This window comes from Caulobacter sp. UC70_42 (genome assembly GCF_044056025.1).
In the GTDB taxonomy this organism is placed as follows: Bacteria; Pseudomonadota; Alphaproteobacteria; order Caulobacterales; family Caulobacteraceae; genus Caulobacter.
This window is the reverse complement of sequence record NZ_CP171994.1, coordinates 4,089,123-4,103,350: the sequence shown is the minus strand read 5'-3', so window position 1 is coordinate 4,103,350 and position 14,228 is coordinate 4,089,123. Positions and strand designations below refer to the sequence as shown.

The window sequence follows — 14,228 nt, the reverse complement described above, 5'->3', positions numbered from 1 at the left end:
CGCGGTCAAAGGTACGGAACGCCGCAGTTCGGAGCTAATCCTATCGGGGCTTGCCTGACCGAACGTCAGGGCCGTTCTAGTGAGCAAGACCGGTCGTCCGAAGAACGCCGGAAGGGAGACTTAATCATGGGCCAGGGGCCGCTTTCGGGACTGAAGATCGTCGAGTTCGCCGGCATCGGTCCGGGGCCGTTCTGCGGCATGCTGCTGTCGGACCTCGGCGCGGACGTCGTGCGGATCGACCGCAAGGGCCCAAGACAAGAAGGAGGGGGGCGCGGCTCGCCGGCCGACGTCACGGCGCGGGGGCGTCGCTCGGTAGCGCTGGACCTTAAGCATCCCGAGGCGATCGAGACCTGCTTGAAGCTGCTGGATCAGGCCGACGGCCTGATCGAGGGCTTCCGCCCCGGAGTCATGGAGCGGCTGGGCCTGGGTCCGGACGTGGCGCTGGCTCGCAATCCCAAGCTTGTCTACGGCCGCATGACCGGCTGGGGGCAGACGGGCCCCTACGCCAAGGCGGCGGGCCATGACATGAACTACATCGCCATCACCGGGGCCCTGGCCGCGATCGGCACGCGCGACAAGCCCGTGCCGCCGCTGAATCTGGTCGGGGACTTCGGGGGCGGGGCGCTCTACCTGGCCTTCGGCCTGCTGGCCGGGGTGATCCACGCGCGCGCCACGGGGCGGGGCCAGGTGATCGACTGCGCGATGAGCGACGGGGCGGCCTCGCTGATGGCCATGTTCTACGGCTTCAAGGCCGGCGGCATGTGGAACGAGGGCCGGCGGACCAATCTGCTGGATGGCGGCGCGCACTTCTATGACACCTACGAATGCGCCGACGGCAAGTGGATCTCGATCGGCTCGATCGAACCGCAATTCTATCTCCTTCTGCTGGAAAAGACCGGGATTTCCGACCCGCAGTTCCAGCACCAGATGAGCCGTGAGGAATGGCCGCAGCTCCGCGAGAAACTGGCGGCGGTGATCAAGACCAAGTCCCGTGACGACTGGTGCACGATCATGGACGCCACCGATGTCTGCTTCGCGCCGGTCCTGACCATGGACGAGGCGCCCAGGCACGCCCACAACGCCGCCCGCGACACCTTCGTCGAGGTCGCGGGCGTCGTTCAGCCCGCGCCGGCGCCGCGCTTCTCGGCTACGCCCGGCGTCATCCAGGGACCGCCGCCGAAGATCGGCGCTCACAATGACGAGGCTTTGGCCGACTGGGGGTTCTCGGCCGACGCCATCGCCGGGCTGAAGACGGCCGGAGCACTCTGAAACCTGCTGATCGCGTTCAGGTGCGGTTCAGGCGCGAGGGGGCAAGTTGCGTGCGTAGACCGGCCGTCGCGCCATCCGTCCCTCGATGCGGCGGTCGGTTCACAGGTACTTCCTGCGGAGACGCGTCGCCTTCCCCAAGGCGGCGCGTCTTTGACTCTGGAGGCCCGCATCGCCATGGTCCGCCGGATGCAAGATCCGCAGCACCACATTCGTTGGCGCGACCTTCAGCTTGATCCGATCCATTGGGTTCGTGAAATCCTCCGCGTGCTGGGCCTGGCCCTGTCGCGCCTGTGGGGCCGCGACGTCATGCTTTACGTCGGCGGCGTCTCGTTTTTCGCGCTGCTGGCCGTGTTCCCGGGCCTGGCGATTCTGATCGGCCTCTACAGCTTCTTCCTGACGCCCGAGAGTGCCGCGCGGCAGGCGACCAAGCTTGCAGAACTGATTCCCTCCGGCGCCCGCTCGATGTTCCAGGACGAGCTTTCGCGCCTGGCCCACGCCCCCGGCCAAACCATCTCGCTCCAGAGCGGCGTCGTGCTGATCGTCGGCGCCTACGCCGCCCATCGTGGCTTCAAGGCCTTGCTGGCGGGCCTGTCGTTCATCCACGACGAGGAGGATCAGCGCGGCTTCCTCGGCTTCAACCTGATGGCGCTGCTGGTGCTGATGGCCGCCTTCGGCCTGCTGTTCTTCATGTCGGGGGTGTTCCTGACCCTGCGCCTGCTAAGCGCGGCCCTGGACCTGAAGCCGCTGGCCGGGGTCTCGTGGATCCAGTCGGAATGGACCTGGGCCAGCTTCGGCATCGTGGTCGGGATGAGCCTGGTCTATCGCTACGCCATGTCGCGCGAGCCGGTCGGCTGGCGCGCCTCGATCTCGGGCGGCGTCGCGGCGGCGGCCCTGTGCGTGTTCATGTCCTGGGCCAGCGCGTTCTATGTCGAGAAGGTCGTCCATCTGGGCGCGACCTACGGCTCGATCTCGGCCGTCATCATCTTCCTGATCTGGCTGTCGTGGAGCGTGAACGCCATCTTCTTCGGCGGCGCCCTGGCCACGGAGGTCGAGATCGCCTTGGACGAACGTCCCCGCGCCCTGCTGGAGGGACCCAGAGCGATTCCGCTCAAGGCGCCTTCCGAATACGAAAACGGATGACTCCGCCCTCCTGGTCGTTGATCTCCAGCACGCTCGCGCCGATCTGACCCGCGAAATGCGGAACGTCGATCCGGGCCATCGGATCGGTGGCCAGAAGGATGAGTTCCGCGCCGGCCGAAGCGGCCTCGTGAGCCTTGCGCAGCTTCAGGGTCGGAACCGGGCAGTGGTGGCCGCGCGCATCGACCAGGATCGGCTCAGACATCGAAGACCGCCTCGGCTTCGTTGGCCGGCAGGATGCGATATCGGCCAGGGTCTAGGTCGGCGGGCAGGGTTAGGCCGCCGATCCGCTCGCGATGCAGCGTGACCACGTGGTTGCCGACGGCGGCGAACATCCGGCGGACCTGGTGATAGCGGCCCTCGGTAATGGTCAGGCGCGCGGTCTTGCCGTCCACAACGTCCAACTGGGCCGGCAGTAGCGGCTTCTCCTCGCCCTCGAGCATCAGCGTTCCGGCGGCGAAGACCTCGCCCTCCGAGCCCTTCAGCGCGCGGTCGAGCGTGGCCAGATAGGTCTTCGGAACATGTCGCTTGGGCGAGATCACCCGATGCAGGAAGTCGCCGTCGTCGGTGATCAGGATCAGGCCGCTGGTGTCCTTGTCCAGGCGGCCGACCGTCGACAGGCCGGGATCGCGCAGCCGCCAGCGGCGCGGCAGCAGGTCGTAGATCTTCTCGCCGTCTTCCTTGTGCGAGCAGGTGACGCCCAGCGGCTTGTGCATCAGCAGCACCAGCGGGGCCGGCGGATCGACCGCGACGCCGCGAATGGTCATGCGTTCGGGCAGCGCAGCGTCGACGGCGATGCGGGCGCCGGCGTCCTTCATCACCTTGCCGTCCAGGACGACCTTGCCGCTGGCGACCAGGGCCTGGACGTCCTTGCGGCTGCCGTAGCCGAGATTGGCCAACAGCCGGTCCAGCCGGGCCATCAGCGCTTTCGTCATTTACGGGCCTCGAAGACCTTGTAGCCGCCGCCCTCGGCGACCAGGCCGACCTTGGCGAAGCTCTCGCCCAGGATCGCCTCGTAGGGCAGGTGGCGGTTGGCCACCATCCACAGCACGCCGCCCTTGCGCAGGGCGGCGGCGGCCGAAGCGATGAAGGCCTGGCCCAGGGTCTTGTCCTCGCCGCCGCCCTCGTGGAACGGCGGATTGCTGACGATGAAGTCGAGATCCTTCAATTCAGTCTGGCGGACATCGCCCCAGACGAAGTCGGCCCGCGGATCAGCGACGTTGCGGCGAGCCAGGTCCAAGGCTCGGCGGTCCAGCTCGACCAGCGTCAGCTTGGTGACCTTCGGTGAAGCCAGGACGTTGAGCGCCAGCAAGCCGATGCCGGCGCCGAAATCGGCCCCGACTCCGGCGAACGGCGGCAGAACCTGGAGCAGGGCGTTGGTGCCGGCGTCCAGGCGATCCCAGCTGAACACGCCAGGCTGGGTCCACAGGCCGTTCTCGGCGATCTGGCGCGGCGCGCCGGCGGCGATCGCCTCGTCCAGCCCCTTAGGCGCAGCGGGGCGGACCGCGAGGCAGATGCGATTGTGGCGGCGGGCGCTCTCGCCGACTTCGCAGCCCAGGGCCTCCAGCTCCTTCTTCAGGCGCAGGCCGCCCCGATCCTTGGGCGCGAAGGCCGTCATGCGCCCGCCCGGCGCCAGGACGCGCAACGCCTGGGCGAGGACAAATCGTCGCTCCACGGCGCCGGCGGGCGCGCGGACGGTCACGGCGGTAAAGGATTCGTCGGGAACCGAGGCGACGTCCCGCGACCCGGCGATCAGCGGCGACAACTGCACGGCGTCGGCCGCGGACGGCGCCAGGTCATGATCGGCCTGGCCATAGATCGCGGTATTCGAAGCCGACATGCTTGTCCTGAAAGGGTTTTCCGGTCGCCAAGAGTTCTGGCGGGCAGGGTGTCTAGCATACCCCCCTTACGCCACAAGCGTTTGCGGGGGTTTTCGGATCTGAGACCAAAGTTACAGCCTAACGGGTTCGCCCCGCTAGGCTGCTCGGCGGGGCACGGCCTGGGCGCGGGCCAGCATGGCGCGGATGTCCGAAACCTCTACGATTGTCAGGCGCCCGACCTTCTTGAGCGTGATCTTGCCGGCCGCGTGCAGCCGATAGATCGTTGGGCGCGACATGCCGGTAACCTCCAGGGCCTCGGCGATCGTGTAGGATAGGCGCTCGTCTGGGTTCAAGGTGCGCTTCGGACGCTCAGCATTGCTCTCAGCCCCCATGTCCGCTCTCCTCGAGAGTCGGCTTCAGCGCATCGCCGTGGAAGGTCCAGGTCTTGTGGCAGGCCTGGCAGGCGAGACCCGAGCGGTTGTCCTTCACGTCCTGCCAGGGGCGCTTTTGGTGCAGGCCGTCCTTGGTGACGGGGCAGATCGGCTCACCCATGTCCGCTCTCCGTGGTCTGGATTGCGCGAAGAAGGGCGGCCGATAGCGCGAGTGGCGCGGTCCCCGTATCAGTAGGGGGCGCGAGAGGCGAAGGCCGCGACGGCGGTGGCGACAGCTTTGATTTGCCCGATGTTGAGTGATCGATTGTCGACTTCCCAGTCCAACGCACCCACGGAAATTTCATCACTATCCGCCCAACTCGGGTCGCTGAAGGCCTCGGCTAACTGAGTGAACGGTTCCGCCGCCTTCACCAGCCGCACCACGTCTCCCGGCAGTTCTGCTACGGGCGGAGGCGGGGGGAGCGCGATCATAGACCGGCCGAACCTCGAACCCTTCTGTGTAGATTTCGCGGCCATATTGCTCGGCGTCAGAACGACGGTGTTCGAACTTCTTGCCGCCCTTAGAACGCCCCGCCGTCGAGACCGCCATCCAGCCAACCGCTTCCGGCAGGGCGGCTTCATCACGGCGCGGGATGAGGGCTAGAACGTCCTCCGCAATCCACGACGCGACATCACCGATGGTCTCGATGGCCTTGCCTACGTCCTTCTCGCGCCGGAAATGGGCGATGGCGTCGAGGATGTTCGTGTCCTCGCTGAACATCGTGTAGCGCCGCAGCTTCGTCGCAATTAGGTCGGCCACGGCTTCTCGCACCTCTACCGAAGGAGGCGGGACCATTTTCCCGGCCTCGGCAATATGGTCTACCGAAGGAGGGGGGGAAGAGAGCGGCCAGTTGCCGACGACCTGAGCCTGATAGAACTCGTGCGCGTGGCCAAGTTCGGCGCGGATGTAGTCCTGCCACCACGACACGTTCCCGCCGCTGTAGTCGCTCAACGAGCCCGCATCGTATGCGGCCAAGTTGAGGATTTCGCCACCAGGAGAGCGGCGGCCCTCGGCGCGGGCGGCGAGACGAGCGGCAACCAACAGATCAAGTTCGCTGGCGACGCGGGAGAATAGCGCAGATCTGGGCTCGTCGCTGGTCATGTCGGCCACCGACGCTTCCAAGCGCCAGCGCGAGACGAGTTCGATCAGCGCGCGGTCTTCGGGGTTCAGTTGGTCGGTCATGCTTGGTCCTCATCGTCTACGTCGCCACAGTCGGGACAGGTCGCAACAGCTTCGTCGCCTGCGTCATCGTCCAGCGGATTGAGATAGCGAGCCCAGTCGGTGACGATCTCGCCGTTGCCATGGCATCGCTCGCAGGTCAGGCGGCTCATCCCGCTTCCCCCTTCCTCTGAAGGGCGGCGCGCAGAGCGGGACAGGGGCGTTTCGCCGGTCCCGATCAGGGTCCATTCGCGGTCGTTGACCCCGCCGTTCACGCGGTGGACGCACCAGCCCTTGCCATCGTCATCTGCATCGCCGTAGTCAAAGCTCAGCTCAACATTTTGGTTCTCGGAAAGCCACGCGAGTACATCAGGCCCGGCCTCAACGCTGGCGTCAGGATCGGTGGTGACGTGGCGCGCTCGACGACGGCCCTGGCGTCCGCCAGCCAGCCGGGCATCCCGAACAGCTGATAGTCCTCGCCGTAGTGGTTGGCGGCGCAGCCCTCGGAGTTCTGAAGCAGTGTCACGGCATGGGAGCGGAGCGCTTTCATCGCGTCGACAAAGTCGGCCGGCAGGGAGGAAGCAGCCGGAGGCGGGGCGGGCGTCACCGTGATCTTGTGGTCGCCGGTCGGCTTCAGCCGCCAGAACTTGCCCTTGCCGTCCGTGATCTCCCATGTCAGGCCGGGGTTCATCTGGCCGCGCGGAACAGTGAACTCGCGCACGAAGTAGCCTACGCGGGTCGGGTTGGCTTCGGACGCCCAGCCGTTCTCGATCGTGTCGCCGAACTTGGCGCGGGCGCGCTCTACGGCGGCCTGGGTGGTGGGGTCAGCCACGGTTGGCCTCCTTCTTAGAGTTGTCGGGGCAGGCGTGGACGCTCAGCCATTGGCCCGGCGGATAGGCCCTCATGAGCATCGCCTTGCCGGTGCGGACCACGAGGTGTCCGGCGTTCGTAATGGCGGCGCTCATGTTCTCGCCGGTCAGGTAGTCGTCGGCCTTGTTGGGCTGGACGACGCGCAAGCTTCGTTCGTTGCGGTTCACTGGTCGCTCCCCTTCTTGGCGTTGAGGGCCGCGTCCGCTTGCTCGACCATGCCTTCGAAGATCCGCACGAGTTGCGCGTTATCGAAGGTGATGCCCGACCGGTGCGCGTTCCATGCGGCGTTGTCGGCTTGGGTTCGGAGGGCCTTCAGCGCCTCTACCGCCGTCCTGGCGCGGGCCTCGGCGGCTTCCCACTGCTCGCAGGCGACACTCAGTCTTTCGCGGAAGTCGTCCCGATCCCTTTCGGCCCCTTGGGCTCGCTCTATGAGGGAGAGGACGAAAGCGGGATTGAAGGTGGCGATGAACTTGCCGTTGGACCGGCGTTTCGCATCGGTAAAGGGGCCGATCAGCTTCGCGATGAAGGGTTGGATACCCTCGGCAAAAGCCACGATCTGGCGATCACCTTCGTCAAGATGCAGCCACTCGCCCTCCGTCGCCGCCTTAGCGATAGCGATCAGCTCTTCGTCTGTGTGCTTGGTCATGGTCTTCTCCCCCATGGCTAATCCCCACCCCCAACAGATTGATTTTGTTGGTGTTCCGCCCAGGGCTGCGGCACGACCTCGGAGGCGATTCCGCCCCGCCACTCGCCAGTGCTTGCGCAGCGGCGTAGGCCTCGCCGGTTCCTTCATCGATGTGACGACCATCTGCGTCGAAGAACTCAGGCGAGTGGAAATCGCCGTCGTCACAGTCCGGGCACACCAAGGTCGCAGAGAAGGCTTTGACGGGGTCTGTTTTCTCGCGGGTCAGATTGTCCCGGCGCAGGCACTTGGGGCAGGTGAAGGCGATCGTGCTCATGCTGCGAGCCTCACGCGCGGGCCACGGCTCAGCCATTCGCCATAACCAAAGTCGACGACGTCGGAGAACTCCAGCCAGACGGCGTATTTCGCGGCCGACCGGCTCTTGGCCATGACGGTCTTGGTGGCGATCAGACCGCCGCCGCTGACGGCGTAGGCGCGGAGGCCGTCCTTGCGGTTGCGCTCGCTGAGCCACGACCAGACGCGGCGCTGACCTTCATCGTTGACGTGATAGTAGGTCAGGCCGCCGGGCACGCCCTGGCCCTTCACCCACAGCCCGATTTCCTCGAAGCGCTTGGCGTCCGGGCTCTCGGTGCTGGTGGCGAAGTAGTTGCGGTACGGCACGACGTGCGGCCCGACTGGTCGCCCCAGCGCGTGGTGCATATGGTCGAGGTCGGCCTCGGTCAGAGCGAAGGTCTTCTCACCCAACATGGGAGGAGTCCTCCTTCTGGATGGCGGGCAGCATCATGCCGAGCGAAACCATGGCGGTCAGGGCGTAGACGGCTGCGTCAACGCTCGGGCCAGGGTTACGGGCGCGCCATGGCCCCTTTTCCATGTCCTCGGCTTCAGCGACCTCAGCGAAATCGTATTGGCGGGGGCCTCCGGGGTCGTCGCCGAATTGCGGAAGCCAGTTCGCGCGAATGCTTGCGGCGGTGCTCTCGTCGCCGCCTTGCTCGACAAAGCGCGCCATGACCTCGCGGCACAGCAGAAACCCAGCCCGAAACGCTACTTGAGCGATGGGGTTCTGATAGCATTCCTGCGCGAGGCAGGCCGCGCGCTCAAGCTCAGGCGTCTCCCAAGCAGGGGTAACCGGAGCCGTCGCTTCCGCGCTCACCCCATCCCTTGCATCGTGGTTGTCGGTCATTCAGGACTCCTGGGGTTTGCGCGAAGTATTAGTGGACAGCATGTGCTTACCTTTCGTCGGCTAGCCGACCACTAGACTTCGGTGGTTTCTGGAAGGGGCGGCTTTGAAGCTTGCGAACACCCTTCGGCCCCCGAGCATCGACTTTCGTCGGGATCTCGCGCGAGCCGCTGGCCATCTTCCGGCGGGCGATCGGCTTCTTTGGCTTGGGCTCGATGACCGGCGGTGGCGTCGGCACGGGGCTCACGATGAAGTGGCCGCTCTCGACGAGGTACCGCATGGTGGCGCGGTGTCCGGCCTCCCAGAACGCGACGGCCTCGTCTTGGTCCTTACGCCCTGCGTCAACCGCGTGGTGGCAGGTGGTGCAGAAGTACGCGATGGCCGCGTCAGAAGCTTTTATGCCAGCGCCCTTGCCGTCACGGCCCTGGTTGGAGTGAGCCGCAACGATGTCGCCCTCGTTGGCTTTTCCGCAGCCAAAGCAGCGCGGAGCCTTGACGGCTAGGCGGAGGAGGAGGGGGTGGCGGAAGTTGCTCACCGGATGCGCTCCGCAGCTCGGGCGTCGGCCTTGCCGGTCTGCCAGGCGCGCGTGATGGCGTCTGCGCTGTCCCGGCGGTCTCGGGCTACGAAATAGGCCTTCTCGGCGACCTCAAGCTCCTCACAGAACGCGGCGTAATGCGGGTGCGTCAGGGCGTAGGTCTCGCGCTCCTTTACACTCTTTTCGTTGCTCTCGCGCTCCAGGCGGGCCAGCACGACCTTGCGCTGGCGCTCCAGTTTCTCGTATCTGGCTTTGGCTTCGGCATGGTTGTCCGACGCAAGCACCTGCATGGCGGCGGACATCATGTCGTCGCTGACAATGACGGTCATCACTTCACCCGCACGGTGAGCGTACGACCGCCATTCGACAGTCGAGCGCCAGGGATCTCCGTTCCAGCGTCCAGCGCCGCCTTGATGGCCTTCTTGTCGGCCTCCTTCTTGGTGCGAACGTATTCCTCGGAGAGCTTCTCGACGTCGAAGTCCTCGGCGTAGATCACGGAGGCCTTGGCGTCGCTCATCGCGATGGTCGCCTCGGGGCGCTCGACCTTCTTCATCGGCACGGCGTCCATGAACTTCGCCAGCGCCGTACGCGCCCAAACGACGCGTTCCTCGTATCGGCCACGGCGAGTGGCGAAGTCGGCCTCCACAGCCTTCAGGGCCTCGGCGTTGGCCGATTGAAGCGCCATCCAGCGCAGGAGCGTGGAGATGCGCTCCATGACGTCGGTCGAGCCTTCAACCATGTCCTGGATCAGATCGTCATCGTCCCCGAAGCCCATGGCCTGGAGGTGCTCGACAAGCTGCGCGGCGACGTGAGCCTCGTAGGCGAGGTCATCGGGGCGCAGCATTTCCTTGACCGCGCCCATCAGAACACCTTGTCGATGAGGTTGATGAGATAGGTTTCGTCCACCGTGTTGTCGCTTTCATCCTTGCCCTTGCGCAGCGCGGCCAGGACTTGGCTGAAGTAGGCGCTATCGACGCCGATCAACTGGTCTTCGAGCGTGGCGTAGTTGGACAGGTCGAGCTTGCTGATCTGGTGGCAGATCTTGAAAAGCTGGCCAGCGGTCACGGTCCAGCCGCGATCCAGGAACTTGCGGACCCGGAAGACGGAGCAGATCGGGTACTTGGAGCCGACGTAGCGCAACTCTTTCGCCAGCAGGGCCTCTAGGGCTTCCTGCTTCAGGTGCAAGCCGTCCCACGACGTCCAATAGTTGGTGCAGTGGATGAAGTCATAGTTCTCGTGGATCTGCTCCGGCTCACCATGGAACCGGAAGATCAGTTGAACCCGGCCGTGTAGCGAAATCGCGTTGGCCGACAGGAAGACCGGCCGATAAGCGGCGTCACGGTCCTCGGTTTCAACGTCCTCGGCTAGATCGGTCGCTGCATCCAAGAAATCGTCTTGTTGGCCGCTCAGCGGGTCGACGCTCTCGAAATATGCGTAGTCTTCATCGTTGTTCTCGCCAACGATGCCGGCCGACTTGACGTAGATCTTCCAGCCGCCGTCTTCGCGGTCCTTGATGTAGACTGGGACGGGTACGGCAGGCGGTCGCCCGCGCTTACCCTCAGAGGCCTTCAGACGTTCGGCGTGCTTGGCGGTTTGCGCCTCATTCCACTGGCCGATGTAGTAGTCGGCGACACGGCGGGCGATCTCCTTGTCGCGGAAGTAGACATCGAAGTCGTTGACCTTGTCGCCGAGGAGCATCGAAGCAATGCAGCCGCCCGTGACGATCACCTTGTCAGCGAGGTCTGTACGTAGCTGGGTGTCGGTGATGCTATCCAGCCACGCGTCAACCTTGCGTCGGATGTGGACGCGGATCCATTTGGCTTTCATCACGCCACCTCTTGGGATTGGTCGGCCGGCGCGCTCTTGGCTTTGAGCGCGTCCTTCTCGGCGACGACACGCTTGAAGTCCTCATCGCCCATGACGTCTTGCCAGGAGCGGGCGTTCTTCACCCAGGTTTCCGACAGGTTGTCCTTGTTGGCGCGGAGTAAATCGATGGCGATGTCTGCGGCGCTCGGCAGGGGCTCCGCGCCGCTTTCCAGCCAGTCGCGCAGCATGGCGCCGGTGCGCTCGCTGATGGGCTTCGGGTCACCACCGAACAGGCCGGTACGATCCTTGGAGGCCAGGGCGAAGTGACCCTCGTGCGTGATGTCCAGCACGGTCGTCATCTCGTATTCAAAGCCGTCGCGCTGTTCGGCCTTCATGCCGAGCTTCACGACCTTCTTGCGCCCGTTCTCCTCGGTCTGTGCCGTCTCGGTCTTGGACCGCATGGTGACGATGACGTGGAGCGAGGAGCGCAGGATGGCGTCTAGGAACGCGCGGTGGCGCGGAGTGACGTCCGACCATGCCGACCAGGAATTGCCCTTGTAGCGAGCCGCCGCGAGTTGATCGACAAGCTCCAGGCAACCGCCGACGCCGTTCCACTCGTGCGTAATGCTGTCGATGATGACCGTCTCGTATCCGGCCGCCTCGGCGGCGCGGATGGCCTCAAGGAACCGCTCGGGCGTGTAGGGAGGCGATAGCTCCAGCACGTCGAAATCGACGAGGTTCGTGTACAGCGAGGCGGACCCGCGCTCGGTATCGATGACCGCAATCTTGCCGCCGATGCCCTTGGCGATCAGCAGCGCGCCCCAGGTCTTGCCCGAACCGGACGGGCCGGTAAGGCCCAGGCGCAGCTTGGCTTTGCGGCGTTCAGCCTTTTGAAACATCATTGGACGGTTTCCTTCTGCTGTTCCCGCTCCAGTTCGGCGGCCTCAGCCTCCAGGCGAGCGGCGATTTGGGTGTATTCGGCGGCCCAGCCTTGGACGGGACATTCCCCAGCCCATCGGCGGTACGTGGCGGCGTCCTCACGCTTGATGCGGAGGGCCTGGCGGATGGCGAGCGGGCTCATCGGCGTTGCTCCAGGCCGCCAAAGATCACCTCGTCAGCCATCACCCAGCAGGCGACGAGCAAGCCGGGGATGAAGGGCACGGCCAGGATCAGGGCGATGATCGCGGAGTTCACGACAGCCACCCAGCCAGTTGCAGGCCGTAGACGGCGAGCGTTGCGAGGAAGCCCAGCGCAGCCGCGCCAATGCCGATGCGGCCCGCCTGACCCAGGAAGGCCCAAAGGCCCGCGTTGGTCCCGGCCGGGAGCGAGCGCGACGTACGCTCCGAGCCTGTTGCCGTAGTAGTCGCGCGGCGGGGAGGGGTGGGGGCCGACATCAGGCGAGGCCCTTCTCAAAGGCATCGACCTTCTCCATGTCGGCCGAAAAGAAGCTGAGACGACCGCTCTTTTCGGTGACGGCGATCGGGTGCTTCATCGCGCGGGCGGTCGGACCGGCCAGTTCAATCCGCTCGGCGTCACGAAAAACGCGCTCGGCCTCGGCTCTGGACCAGTCGGCGCCCATCGCAAAGCCGCCACCGCCGCGCATGTTGTGGACGTACTCGCCGTCATCCAGCATGGCGATGGCTTGGTCGGCGGTGAGAACGCATTCAACTTCGGACATAGGTATAGCCCCTCAGGAAGCCGCGCGTTCAGGCGTCGGCGTGGTGGTGGAAAGGACCGACACGGCTTCAAGCTGGTCGTCGGTCATGTTGCGGATGGCGTGGTCACGCTCGCGGCCTGACATGTCCGCAAGGCTCGCCAGGAGGTCGAAGGTGTCGAAGTCGTCGCGGGCGAAGGCGCGGTTGGCGGCGCGGGCGAGGGTCATCAGCACACCCTCACGGTTGCGTTCGGTGCGGCGTGACAGGCGTCCAGAACCGTCATGGCGAACTGTCGAGCACCGTCGAAGTCGCCCCAGCCGTTGGCAGGGTTCATCGCTCTGAACTTGGCGGGCTCGCGGTTAAAGGCGTCCAGCGTCTTGACGAGGATCTCAGCCACGTCGCGCGCCAACTTGCCGTCCCATTCCTGCGGGCCGTCGCCGTTGTTGACCTCGGCAAACATCGGACGCAGGTTCCACGTCATGTTCGCTTCGAGGATCGACAGAGTTACGGGCTCTGGGCCGCCGGCATCGATATCAAGGTAGACGTCGTAGCTCATGCCGCCCTCGCCATATGCTGAACCCGAAGGGTCACGGTGATGGCGTTAGCCTTGGCCTGGGCTTCGTCAGCGGCGCGGCGGTCGCGAGCGGCTAGGTCCGTCAGGCCCATGGCCTCAACGCGATCGGCATTCCACCGATGCTCGGCCGCCATGCTGGCGTAGTGGGCGCGAAGGGCGGGGAGGGACAGTCGCATCTCTCACCCCTCCCCAAGAGCAGAGGCAAGCCATTCGGCCACGTCACGGTCGAACTGCGGTTCGCCCTTGGGATGGTCGGAGGCAACGAAGTGCTCATCGTCGGCGTAGGTCGTGACGGTCCAGCCGCCAGCCGACTTACGGACGCCGCTGATGAAGGTCGGGTGCGCGGCGATCCACTTGCGGTCTTCCGCCGACGTGCAATCGGTGCAGCGCATAACGCCGTCTTCGATCGAGCCTTCGCCCGCCCGAAGCGCCTCGCACGCAGCCTCAAAGCCGTTGTCGTAGGAATGGGCCGGGTCGATGGACGCCTTGAACTGCTTTCCGCAGGCGTCGCACTCGACGGTAGCGTTGATGCTGATGAGCGCCATGATCAGGCCTCCGCTTTCAGGCGAGCCATCGTCTCGGCGACCTGTTCGCGGTCGAGCCAGAGGACGAGGCCAAGACGGTCGGTGCCGCCGTCGATGGTGATCAGCCGATCGGTGCCGAAGGTGATCTTGGTGCCGCTCTTGGCGCTCCAGTCGGCCTTGATCGTGCTGTGATCCAGGTTCTGGAAGCCGATGCCTTCGTCGCCAATGGCGGTGAGCAGGGCGGTCATGCTGATGGGCTTGCTCACGCCGCGCTCCCCATCTGACGAGCAGCAAGAGCGGCATTGCGGTTGAGGGCGGTGTTCAGGGCGCGAATGGCCTCGCGAACCTCAGCCTCGCCAGTCAGCGTGACCTCGCCCTCAATGCCGTTGATCGTGACGCAGGGGCCGAGGAACTCGTCAGCCTCGAAGGCGATGCGAAGGCCGCCCAGGTCGTGCTCGATCGGCGAACCGTAACCGCACGCGGCGGCGTCATGCGGTCGGGCGGTGTTCAGAAGCTCTTGGGTGTAGGCCATGTCGGCGCTCCCTGTTGATAGGGAGCATCCTACACGGGGTGTTGGTCAGTGCAAGCGAAAAATCTACACCCGATGTTGGTGGGGTTCCGCGCGACG

The 14,228-nt window shown here is 65.4% G+C and carries 28 protein-coding genes; 2 read left to right on the top strand and 26 right to left on the bottom strand.

Features of this window, described 5'->3' with window-relative positions; translation table 11 throughout:
• The first annotated feature begins 126 nt into the window (after positions 1 to 126).
• Positions 127 to 1,269 (top strand): CaiB/BaiF CoA transferase family protein, encoded by a 1,143-nt coding sequence (locus ACHMW8_RS20560; protein WP_395443630.1) that lies wholly within the window; start codon positions 127 to 129, stop codon positions 1,267 to 1,269.
• A 174-nt stretch (positions 1,270 to 1,443) separates the two neighbouring features.
• Complete coding sequence (locus ACHMW8_RS20555; protein ID WP_395446017.1) at positions 1,444 to 2,409, top strand: YihY/virulence factor BrkB family protein; 966 nt, start codon at positions 1,444 to 1,446, stop codon at positions 2,407 to 2,409.
• Here ACHMW8_RS20555 and ACHMW8_RS20550 read toward each other — a convergent pair.
• From ACHMW8_RS20550 to ACHMW8_RS20425, 26 genes are all read right to left on the bottom strand, one after another.
• The gene (locus tag ACHMW8_RS20550; protein WP_395443629.1) at positions 2,378 to 2,611 is read right to left on the bottom strand and encodes a sulfurtransferase TusA family protein; all 234 of its coding nucleotides are present in this window, start codon (positions 2,609 to 2,611) and stop codon (positions 2,378 to 2,380) included. The genes ACHMW8_RS20555 and ACHMW8_RS20550 overlap by 32 nt on opposite strands.
• Positions 2,604 to 3,341: a pseudouridine synthase gene (locus tag ACHMW8_RS20545; RefSeq protein ID WP_395443628.1), complete on the bottom strand. Its 738-nt coding sequence runs from the start codon at positions 3,339 to 3,341 to the stop codon at positions 2,604 to 2,606. Before ACHMW8_RS20545 ends, ACHMW8_RS20550 begins: the two co-directional genes overlap by 8 nt.
• The gene (locus tag ACHMW8_RS20540) at positions 3,338 to 4,246 is read right to left on the bottom strand and encodes a class I SAM-dependent methyltransferase (protein WP_395443627.1); all 909 of its coding nucleotides are present in this window, start codon (positions 4,244 to 4,246) and stop codon (positions 3,338 to 3,340) included. The genes ACHMW8_RS20545 and ACHMW8_RS20540 overlap by 4 nt, the downstream gene beginning before the upstream one ends.
• Positions 4,247 to 4,381: 135 nt before the next feature.
• Positions 4,382 to 4,618: a helix-turn-helix domain-containing protein gene (locus ACHMW8_RS20535; protein ID WP_395443626.1), complete on the bottom strand. Its 237-nt coding sequence runs from the start codon at positions 4,616 to 4,618 to the stop codon at positions 4,382 to 4,384.
• On the bottom strand, positions 4,608 to 4,778 hold the full coding sequence (locus ACHMW8_RS20530) for a hypothetical protein (protein ID WP_395443625.1): 171 nt from the start codon (positions 4,776 to 4,778) through the stop codon (positions 4,608 to 4,610). The genes ACHMW8_RS20535 and ACHMW8_RS20530 overlap by 11 nt, the downstream gene beginning before the upstream one ends.
• Positions 4,779 to 4,964: 186 nt before the next feature.
• The gene (locus ACHMW8_RS20525) at positions 4,965 to 5,840 is read right to left on the bottom strand and encodes a hypothetical protein (RefSeq protein ID WP_395443624.1); all 876 of its coding nucleotides are present in this window, start codon (positions 5,838 to 5,840) and stop codon (positions 4,965 to 4,967) included.
• Positions 5,837 to 5,989, bottom strand: coding sequence for a hypothetical protein (locus tag ACHMW8_RS20520; RefSeq protein WP_395443623.1), 153 nt, complete (start codon positions 5,987 to 5,989; stop codon positions 5,837 to 5,839). The genes ACHMW8_RS20525 and ACHMW8_RS20520 overlap by 4 nt, the downstream gene beginning before the upstream one ends.
• Positions 5,990 to 6,144: 155 nt before the next feature.
• Complete coding sequence (locus tag ACHMW8_RS20515; RefSeq protein WP_395443622.1) at positions 6,145 to 6,648, bottom strand: hypothetical protein; 504 nt, start codon at positions 6,646 to 6,648, stop codon at positions 6,145 to 6,147.
• The gene (locus ACHMW8_RS20510; RefSeq protein WP_395443621.1) at positions 6,641 to 6,853 is read right to left on the bottom strand and encodes a hypothetical protein; all 213 of its coding nucleotides are present in this window, start codon (positions 6,851 to 6,853) and stop codon (positions 6,641 to 6,643) included. The genes ACHMW8_RS20515 and ACHMW8_RS20510 overlap by 8 nt, the downstream gene beginning before the upstream one ends.
• Positions 6,850 to 7,332, bottom strand: a complete 483-nt coding sequence (locus ACHMW8_RS20505) for a hypothetical protein (protein ID WP_395443620.1) — start codon at positions 7,330 to 7,332, stop codon at positions 6,850 to 6,852. The genes ACHMW8_RS20510 and ACHMW8_RS20505 overlap by 4 nt, the downstream gene beginning before the upstream one ends.
• Complete coding sequence (locus tag ACHMW8_RS20500; RefSeq protein ID WP_395443619.1) at positions 7,292 to 7,645, bottom strand: hypothetical protein; 354 nt, start codon at positions 7,643 to 7,645, stop codon at positions 7,292 to 7,294. The genes ACHMW8_RS20505 and ACHMW8_RS20500 overlap by 41 nt, the downstream gene beginning before the upstream one ends.
• Positions 7,642 to 8,076 (bottom strand): hypothetical protein, encoded by a 435-nt coding sequence (locus ACHMW8_RS20495; RefSeq protein WP_395443618.1) that lies wholly within the window; start codon positions 8,074 to 8,076, stop codon positions 7,642 to 7,644. The genes ACHMW8_RS20500 and ACHMW8_RS20495 overlap by 4 nt, the downstream gene beginning before the upstream one ends.
• Positions 8,066 to 8,509, bottom strand: a complete 444-nt coding sequence (locus ACHMW8_RS20490) for a hypothetical protein (protein WP_395443617.1) — start codon at positions 8,507 to 8,509, stop codon at positions 8,066 to 8,068. Before ACHMW8_RS20490 ends, ACHMW8_RS20495 begins: the two co-directional genes overlap by 11 nt.
• Positions 8,510 to 8,555: 46 nt before the next feature.
• Complete coding sequence (locus ACHMW8_RS20485; protein ID WP_395443616.1) at positions 8,556 to 9,041, bottom strand: hypothetical protein; 486 nt, start codon at positions 9,039 to 9,041, stop codon at positions 8,556 to 8,558.
• Positions 9,038 to 9,370 carry a hypothetical protein gene (locus ACHMW8_RS20480; protein ID WP_395443615.1) on the bottom strand — a complete coding sequence of 111 codons (333 nt, stop codon included), beginning with the start codon at positions 9,368 to 9,370 and terminating at the stop codon, positions 9,038 to 9,040. The genes ACHMW8_RS20485 and ACHMW8_RS20480 overlap by 4 nt, the downstream gene beginning before the upstream one ends.
• Complete coding sequence (locus tag ACHMW8_RS20475; protein WP_395443614.1) at positions 9,370 to 9,903, bottom strand: siphovirus Gp157 family protein; 534 nt, start codon at positions 9,901 to 9,903, stop codon at positions 9,370 to 9,372. Before ACHMW8_RS20475 ends, ACHMW8_RS20480 begins: the two co-directional genes overlap by 1 nt.
• Complete coding sequence (locus ACHMW8_RS20470; RefSeq protein ID WP_395443613.1) at positions 9,903 to 10,868, bottom strand: hypothetical protein; 966 nt, start codon at positions 10,866 to 10,868, stop codon at positions 9,903 to 9,905. The genes ACHMW8_RS20475 and ACHMW8_RS20470 overlap by 1 nt, the downstream gene beginning before the upstream one ends.
• Positions 10,868 to 11,749, bottom strand: coding sequence for an ATP-binding protein (locus ACHMW8_RS20465; protein WP_395443612.1), 882 nt, complete (start codon positions 11,747 to 11,749; stop codon positions 10,868 to 10,870). The genes ACHMW8_RS20470 and ACHMW8_RS20465 overlap by 1 nt, the downstream gene beginning before the upstream one ends.
• Positions 11,746 to 11,928 carry a hypothetical protein gene (locus tag ACHMW8_RS20460; protein WP_395443611.1) on the bottom strand — a complete coding sequence of 61 codons (183 nt, stop codon included), beginning with the start codon at positions 11,926 to 11,928 and terminating at the stop codon, positions 11,746 to 11,748. The genes ACHMW8_RS20465 and ACHMW8_RS20460 overlap by 4 nt, the downstream gene beginning before the upstream one ends.
• 312 nt (positions 11,929 to 12,240) lie before the next feature.
• Positions 12,241 to 12,480: a hypothetical protein gene (locus ACHMW8_RS20455; protein ID WP_395443610.1), complete on the bottom strand. Its 240-nt coding sequence runs from the start codon at positions 12,478 to 12,480 to the stop codon at positions 12,241 to 12,243.
• Between the two features lie 57 nt (positions 12,481 to 12,537).
• Positions 12,538 to 12,729, bottom strand: a complete 192-nt coding sequence (locus tag ACHMW8_RS20450) for a hypothetical protein (RefSeq protein WP_395443609.1) — start codon at positions 12,727 to 12,729, stop codon at positions 12,538 to 12,540.
• The gene (locus ACHMW8_RS20445; protein WP_395443608.1) at positions 12,729 to 13,058 is read right to left on the bottom strand and encodes a hypothetical protein; all 330 of its coding nucleotides are present in this window, start codon (positions 13,056 to 13,058) and stop codon (positions 12,729 to 12,731) included. The genes ACHMW8_RS20450 and ACHMW8_RS20445 overlap by 1 nt, the downstream gene beginning before the upstream one ends.
• Positions 13,055 to 13,252 carry a hypothetical protein gene (locus ACHMW8_RS20440; protein ID WP_395443607.1) on the bottom strand — a complete coding sequence of 66 codons (198 nt, stop codon included), beginning with the start codon at positions 13,250 to 13,252 and terminating at the stop codon, positions 13,055 to 13,057. The genes ACHMW8_RS20445 and ACHMW8_RS20440 overlap by 4 nt, the downstream gene beginning before the upstream one ends.
• 3 nt (positions 13,253 to 13,255) lie before the next feature.
• Positions 13,256 to 13,621, bottom strand: coding sequence for a hypothetical protein (locus ACHMW8_RS20435; protein WP_395443606.1), 366 nt, complete (start codon positions 13,619 to 13,621; stop codon positions 13,256 to 13,258).
• Positions 13,622 to 13,623: 2 nt separating this feature from the next.
• On the bottom strand, positions 13,624 to 13,866 hold the full coding sequence (locus ACHMW8_RS20430) for a hypothetical protein (RefSeq protein WP_395443605.1): 243 nt from the start codon (positions 13,864 to 13,866) through the stop codon (positions 13,624 to 13,626).
• Positions 13,863 to 14,132, bottom strand: a complete 270-nt coding sequence (locus ACHMW8_RS20425) for a hypothetical protein (RefSeq protein WP_395443604.1) — start codon at positions 14,130 to 14,132, stop codon at positions 13,863 to 13,865. The genes ACHMW8_RS20430 and ACHMW8_RS20425 overlap by 4 nt, the downstream gene beginning before the upstream one ends.
• Positions 14,133 to 14,228 lie beyond the last annotated feature (96 nt).

Coding starts and splice junctions, on each gene's coding strand:
- ACHMW8_RS20555 (WP_395446017.1), top strand. CDS start 1,444: ATGGTCCGCCGGATGCAAGATCCGCAGCACCACATTCGTTGGCGCGAC.
- ACHMW8_RS20550 (WP_395443629.1), bottom strand. CDS start 2,611: ATGTCTGAGCCGATCCTGGTCGATGCGCGCGGCCACCACTGCCCGGTT.
- ACHMW8_RS20475 (WP_395443614.1), bottom strand. CDS start 9,903: ATGGGCGCGGTCAAGGAAATGCTGCGCCCCGATGACCTCGCCTACGAG.
- ACHMW8_RS20540 (WP_395443627.1), bottom strand. CDS start 4,246: ATGTCGGCTTCGAATACCGCGATCTATGGCCAGGCCGATCATGACCTG.
- ACHMW8_RS20450 (WP_395443609.1), bottom strand. CDS start 12,729: ATGACCCTCGCCCGCGCCGCCAACCGCGCCTTCGCCCGCGACGACTTC.
- ACHMW8_RS20505 (WP_395443620.1), bottom strand. CDS start 7,332: ATGACCAAGCACACAGACGAAGAGCTGATCGCTATCGCTAAGGCGGCG.
- ACHMW8_RS20480 (WP_395443615.1), bottom strand. CDS start 9,370: ATGACCGTCATTGTCAGCGACGACATGATGTCCGCCGCCATGCAGGTG.
- ACHMW8_RS20425 (WP_395443604.1), bottom strand. CDS start 14,132: ATGGCCTACACCCAAGAGCTTCTGAACACCGCCCGACCGCATGACGCC.
- ACHMW8_RS20495 (WP_395443618.1), bottom strand. CDS start 8,076: ATGTTGGGTGAGAAGACCTTCGCTCTGACCGAGGCCGACCTCGACCAT.
- ACHMW8_RS20560 (WP_395443630.1), top strand. CDS start 127: ATGGGCCAGGGGCCGCTTTCGGGACTGAAGATCGTCGAGTTCGCCGGC.
- ACHMW8_RS20460 (WP_395443611.1), bottom strand. CDS start 11,928: ATGAGCCCGCTCGCCATCCGCCAGGCCCTCCGCATCAAGCGTGAGGAC.
- ACHMW8_RS20490 (WP_395443617.1), bottom strand. CDS start 8,509: ATGACCGACAACCACGATGCAAGGGATGGGGTGAGCGCGGAAGCGACG.
- ACHMW8_RS20435 (WP_395443606.1), bottom strand. CDS start 13,621: ATGGCGCTCATCAGCATCAACGCTACCGTCGAGTGCGACGCCTGCGGA.
- ACHMW8_RS20455 (WP_395443610.1), bottom strand. CDS start 12,480: ATGCTGGATGACGGCGAGTACGTCCACAACATGCGCGGCGGTGGCGGC.
- ACHMW8_RS20520 (WP_395443623.1), bottom strand. CDS start 5,989: ATGAGCCGCCTGACCTGCGAGCGATGCCATGGCAACGGCGAGATCGTC.
- ACHMW8_RS20530 (WP_395443625.1), bottom strand. CDS start 4,778: ATGGGTGAGCCGATCTGCCCCGTCACCAAGGACGGCCTGCACCAAAAG.
- ACHMW8_RS20465 (WP_395443612.1), bottom strand. CDS start 11,749: ATGATGTTTCAAAAGGCTGAACGCCGCAAAGCCAAGCTGCGCCTGGGC.
- ACHMW8_RS20545 (WP_395443628.1), bottom strand. CDS start 3,341: ATGACGAAAGCGCTGATGGCCCGGCTGGACCGGCTGTTGGCCAATCTC.
- ACHMW8_RS20470 (WP_395443613.1), bottom strand. CDS start 10,868: ATGAAAGCCAAATGGATCCGCGTCCACATCCGACGCAAGGTTGACGCG.
- ACHMW8_RS20525 (WP_395443624.1), bottom strand. CDS start 5,840: ATGACCGACCAACTGAACCCCGAAGACCGCGCGCTGATCGAACTCGTC.
- ACHMW8_RS20535 (WP_395443626.1), bottom strand. CDS start 4,618: ATGGGGGCTGAGAGCAATGCTGAGCGTCCGAAGCGCACCTTGAACCCA.
- ACHMW8_RS20445 (WP_395443608.1), bottom strand. CDS start 13,058: ATGAGCTACGACGTCTACCTTGATATCGATGCCGGCGGCCCAGAGCCC.
- ACHMW8_RS20500 (WP_395443619.1), bottom strand. CDS start 7,645: ATGAGCACGATCGCCTTCACCTGCCCCAAGTGCCTGCGCCGGGACAAT.
- ACHMW8_RS20440 (WP_395443607.1), bottom strand. CDS start 13,252: ATGCGACTGTCCCTCCCCGCCCTTCGCGCCCACTACGCCAGCATGGCG.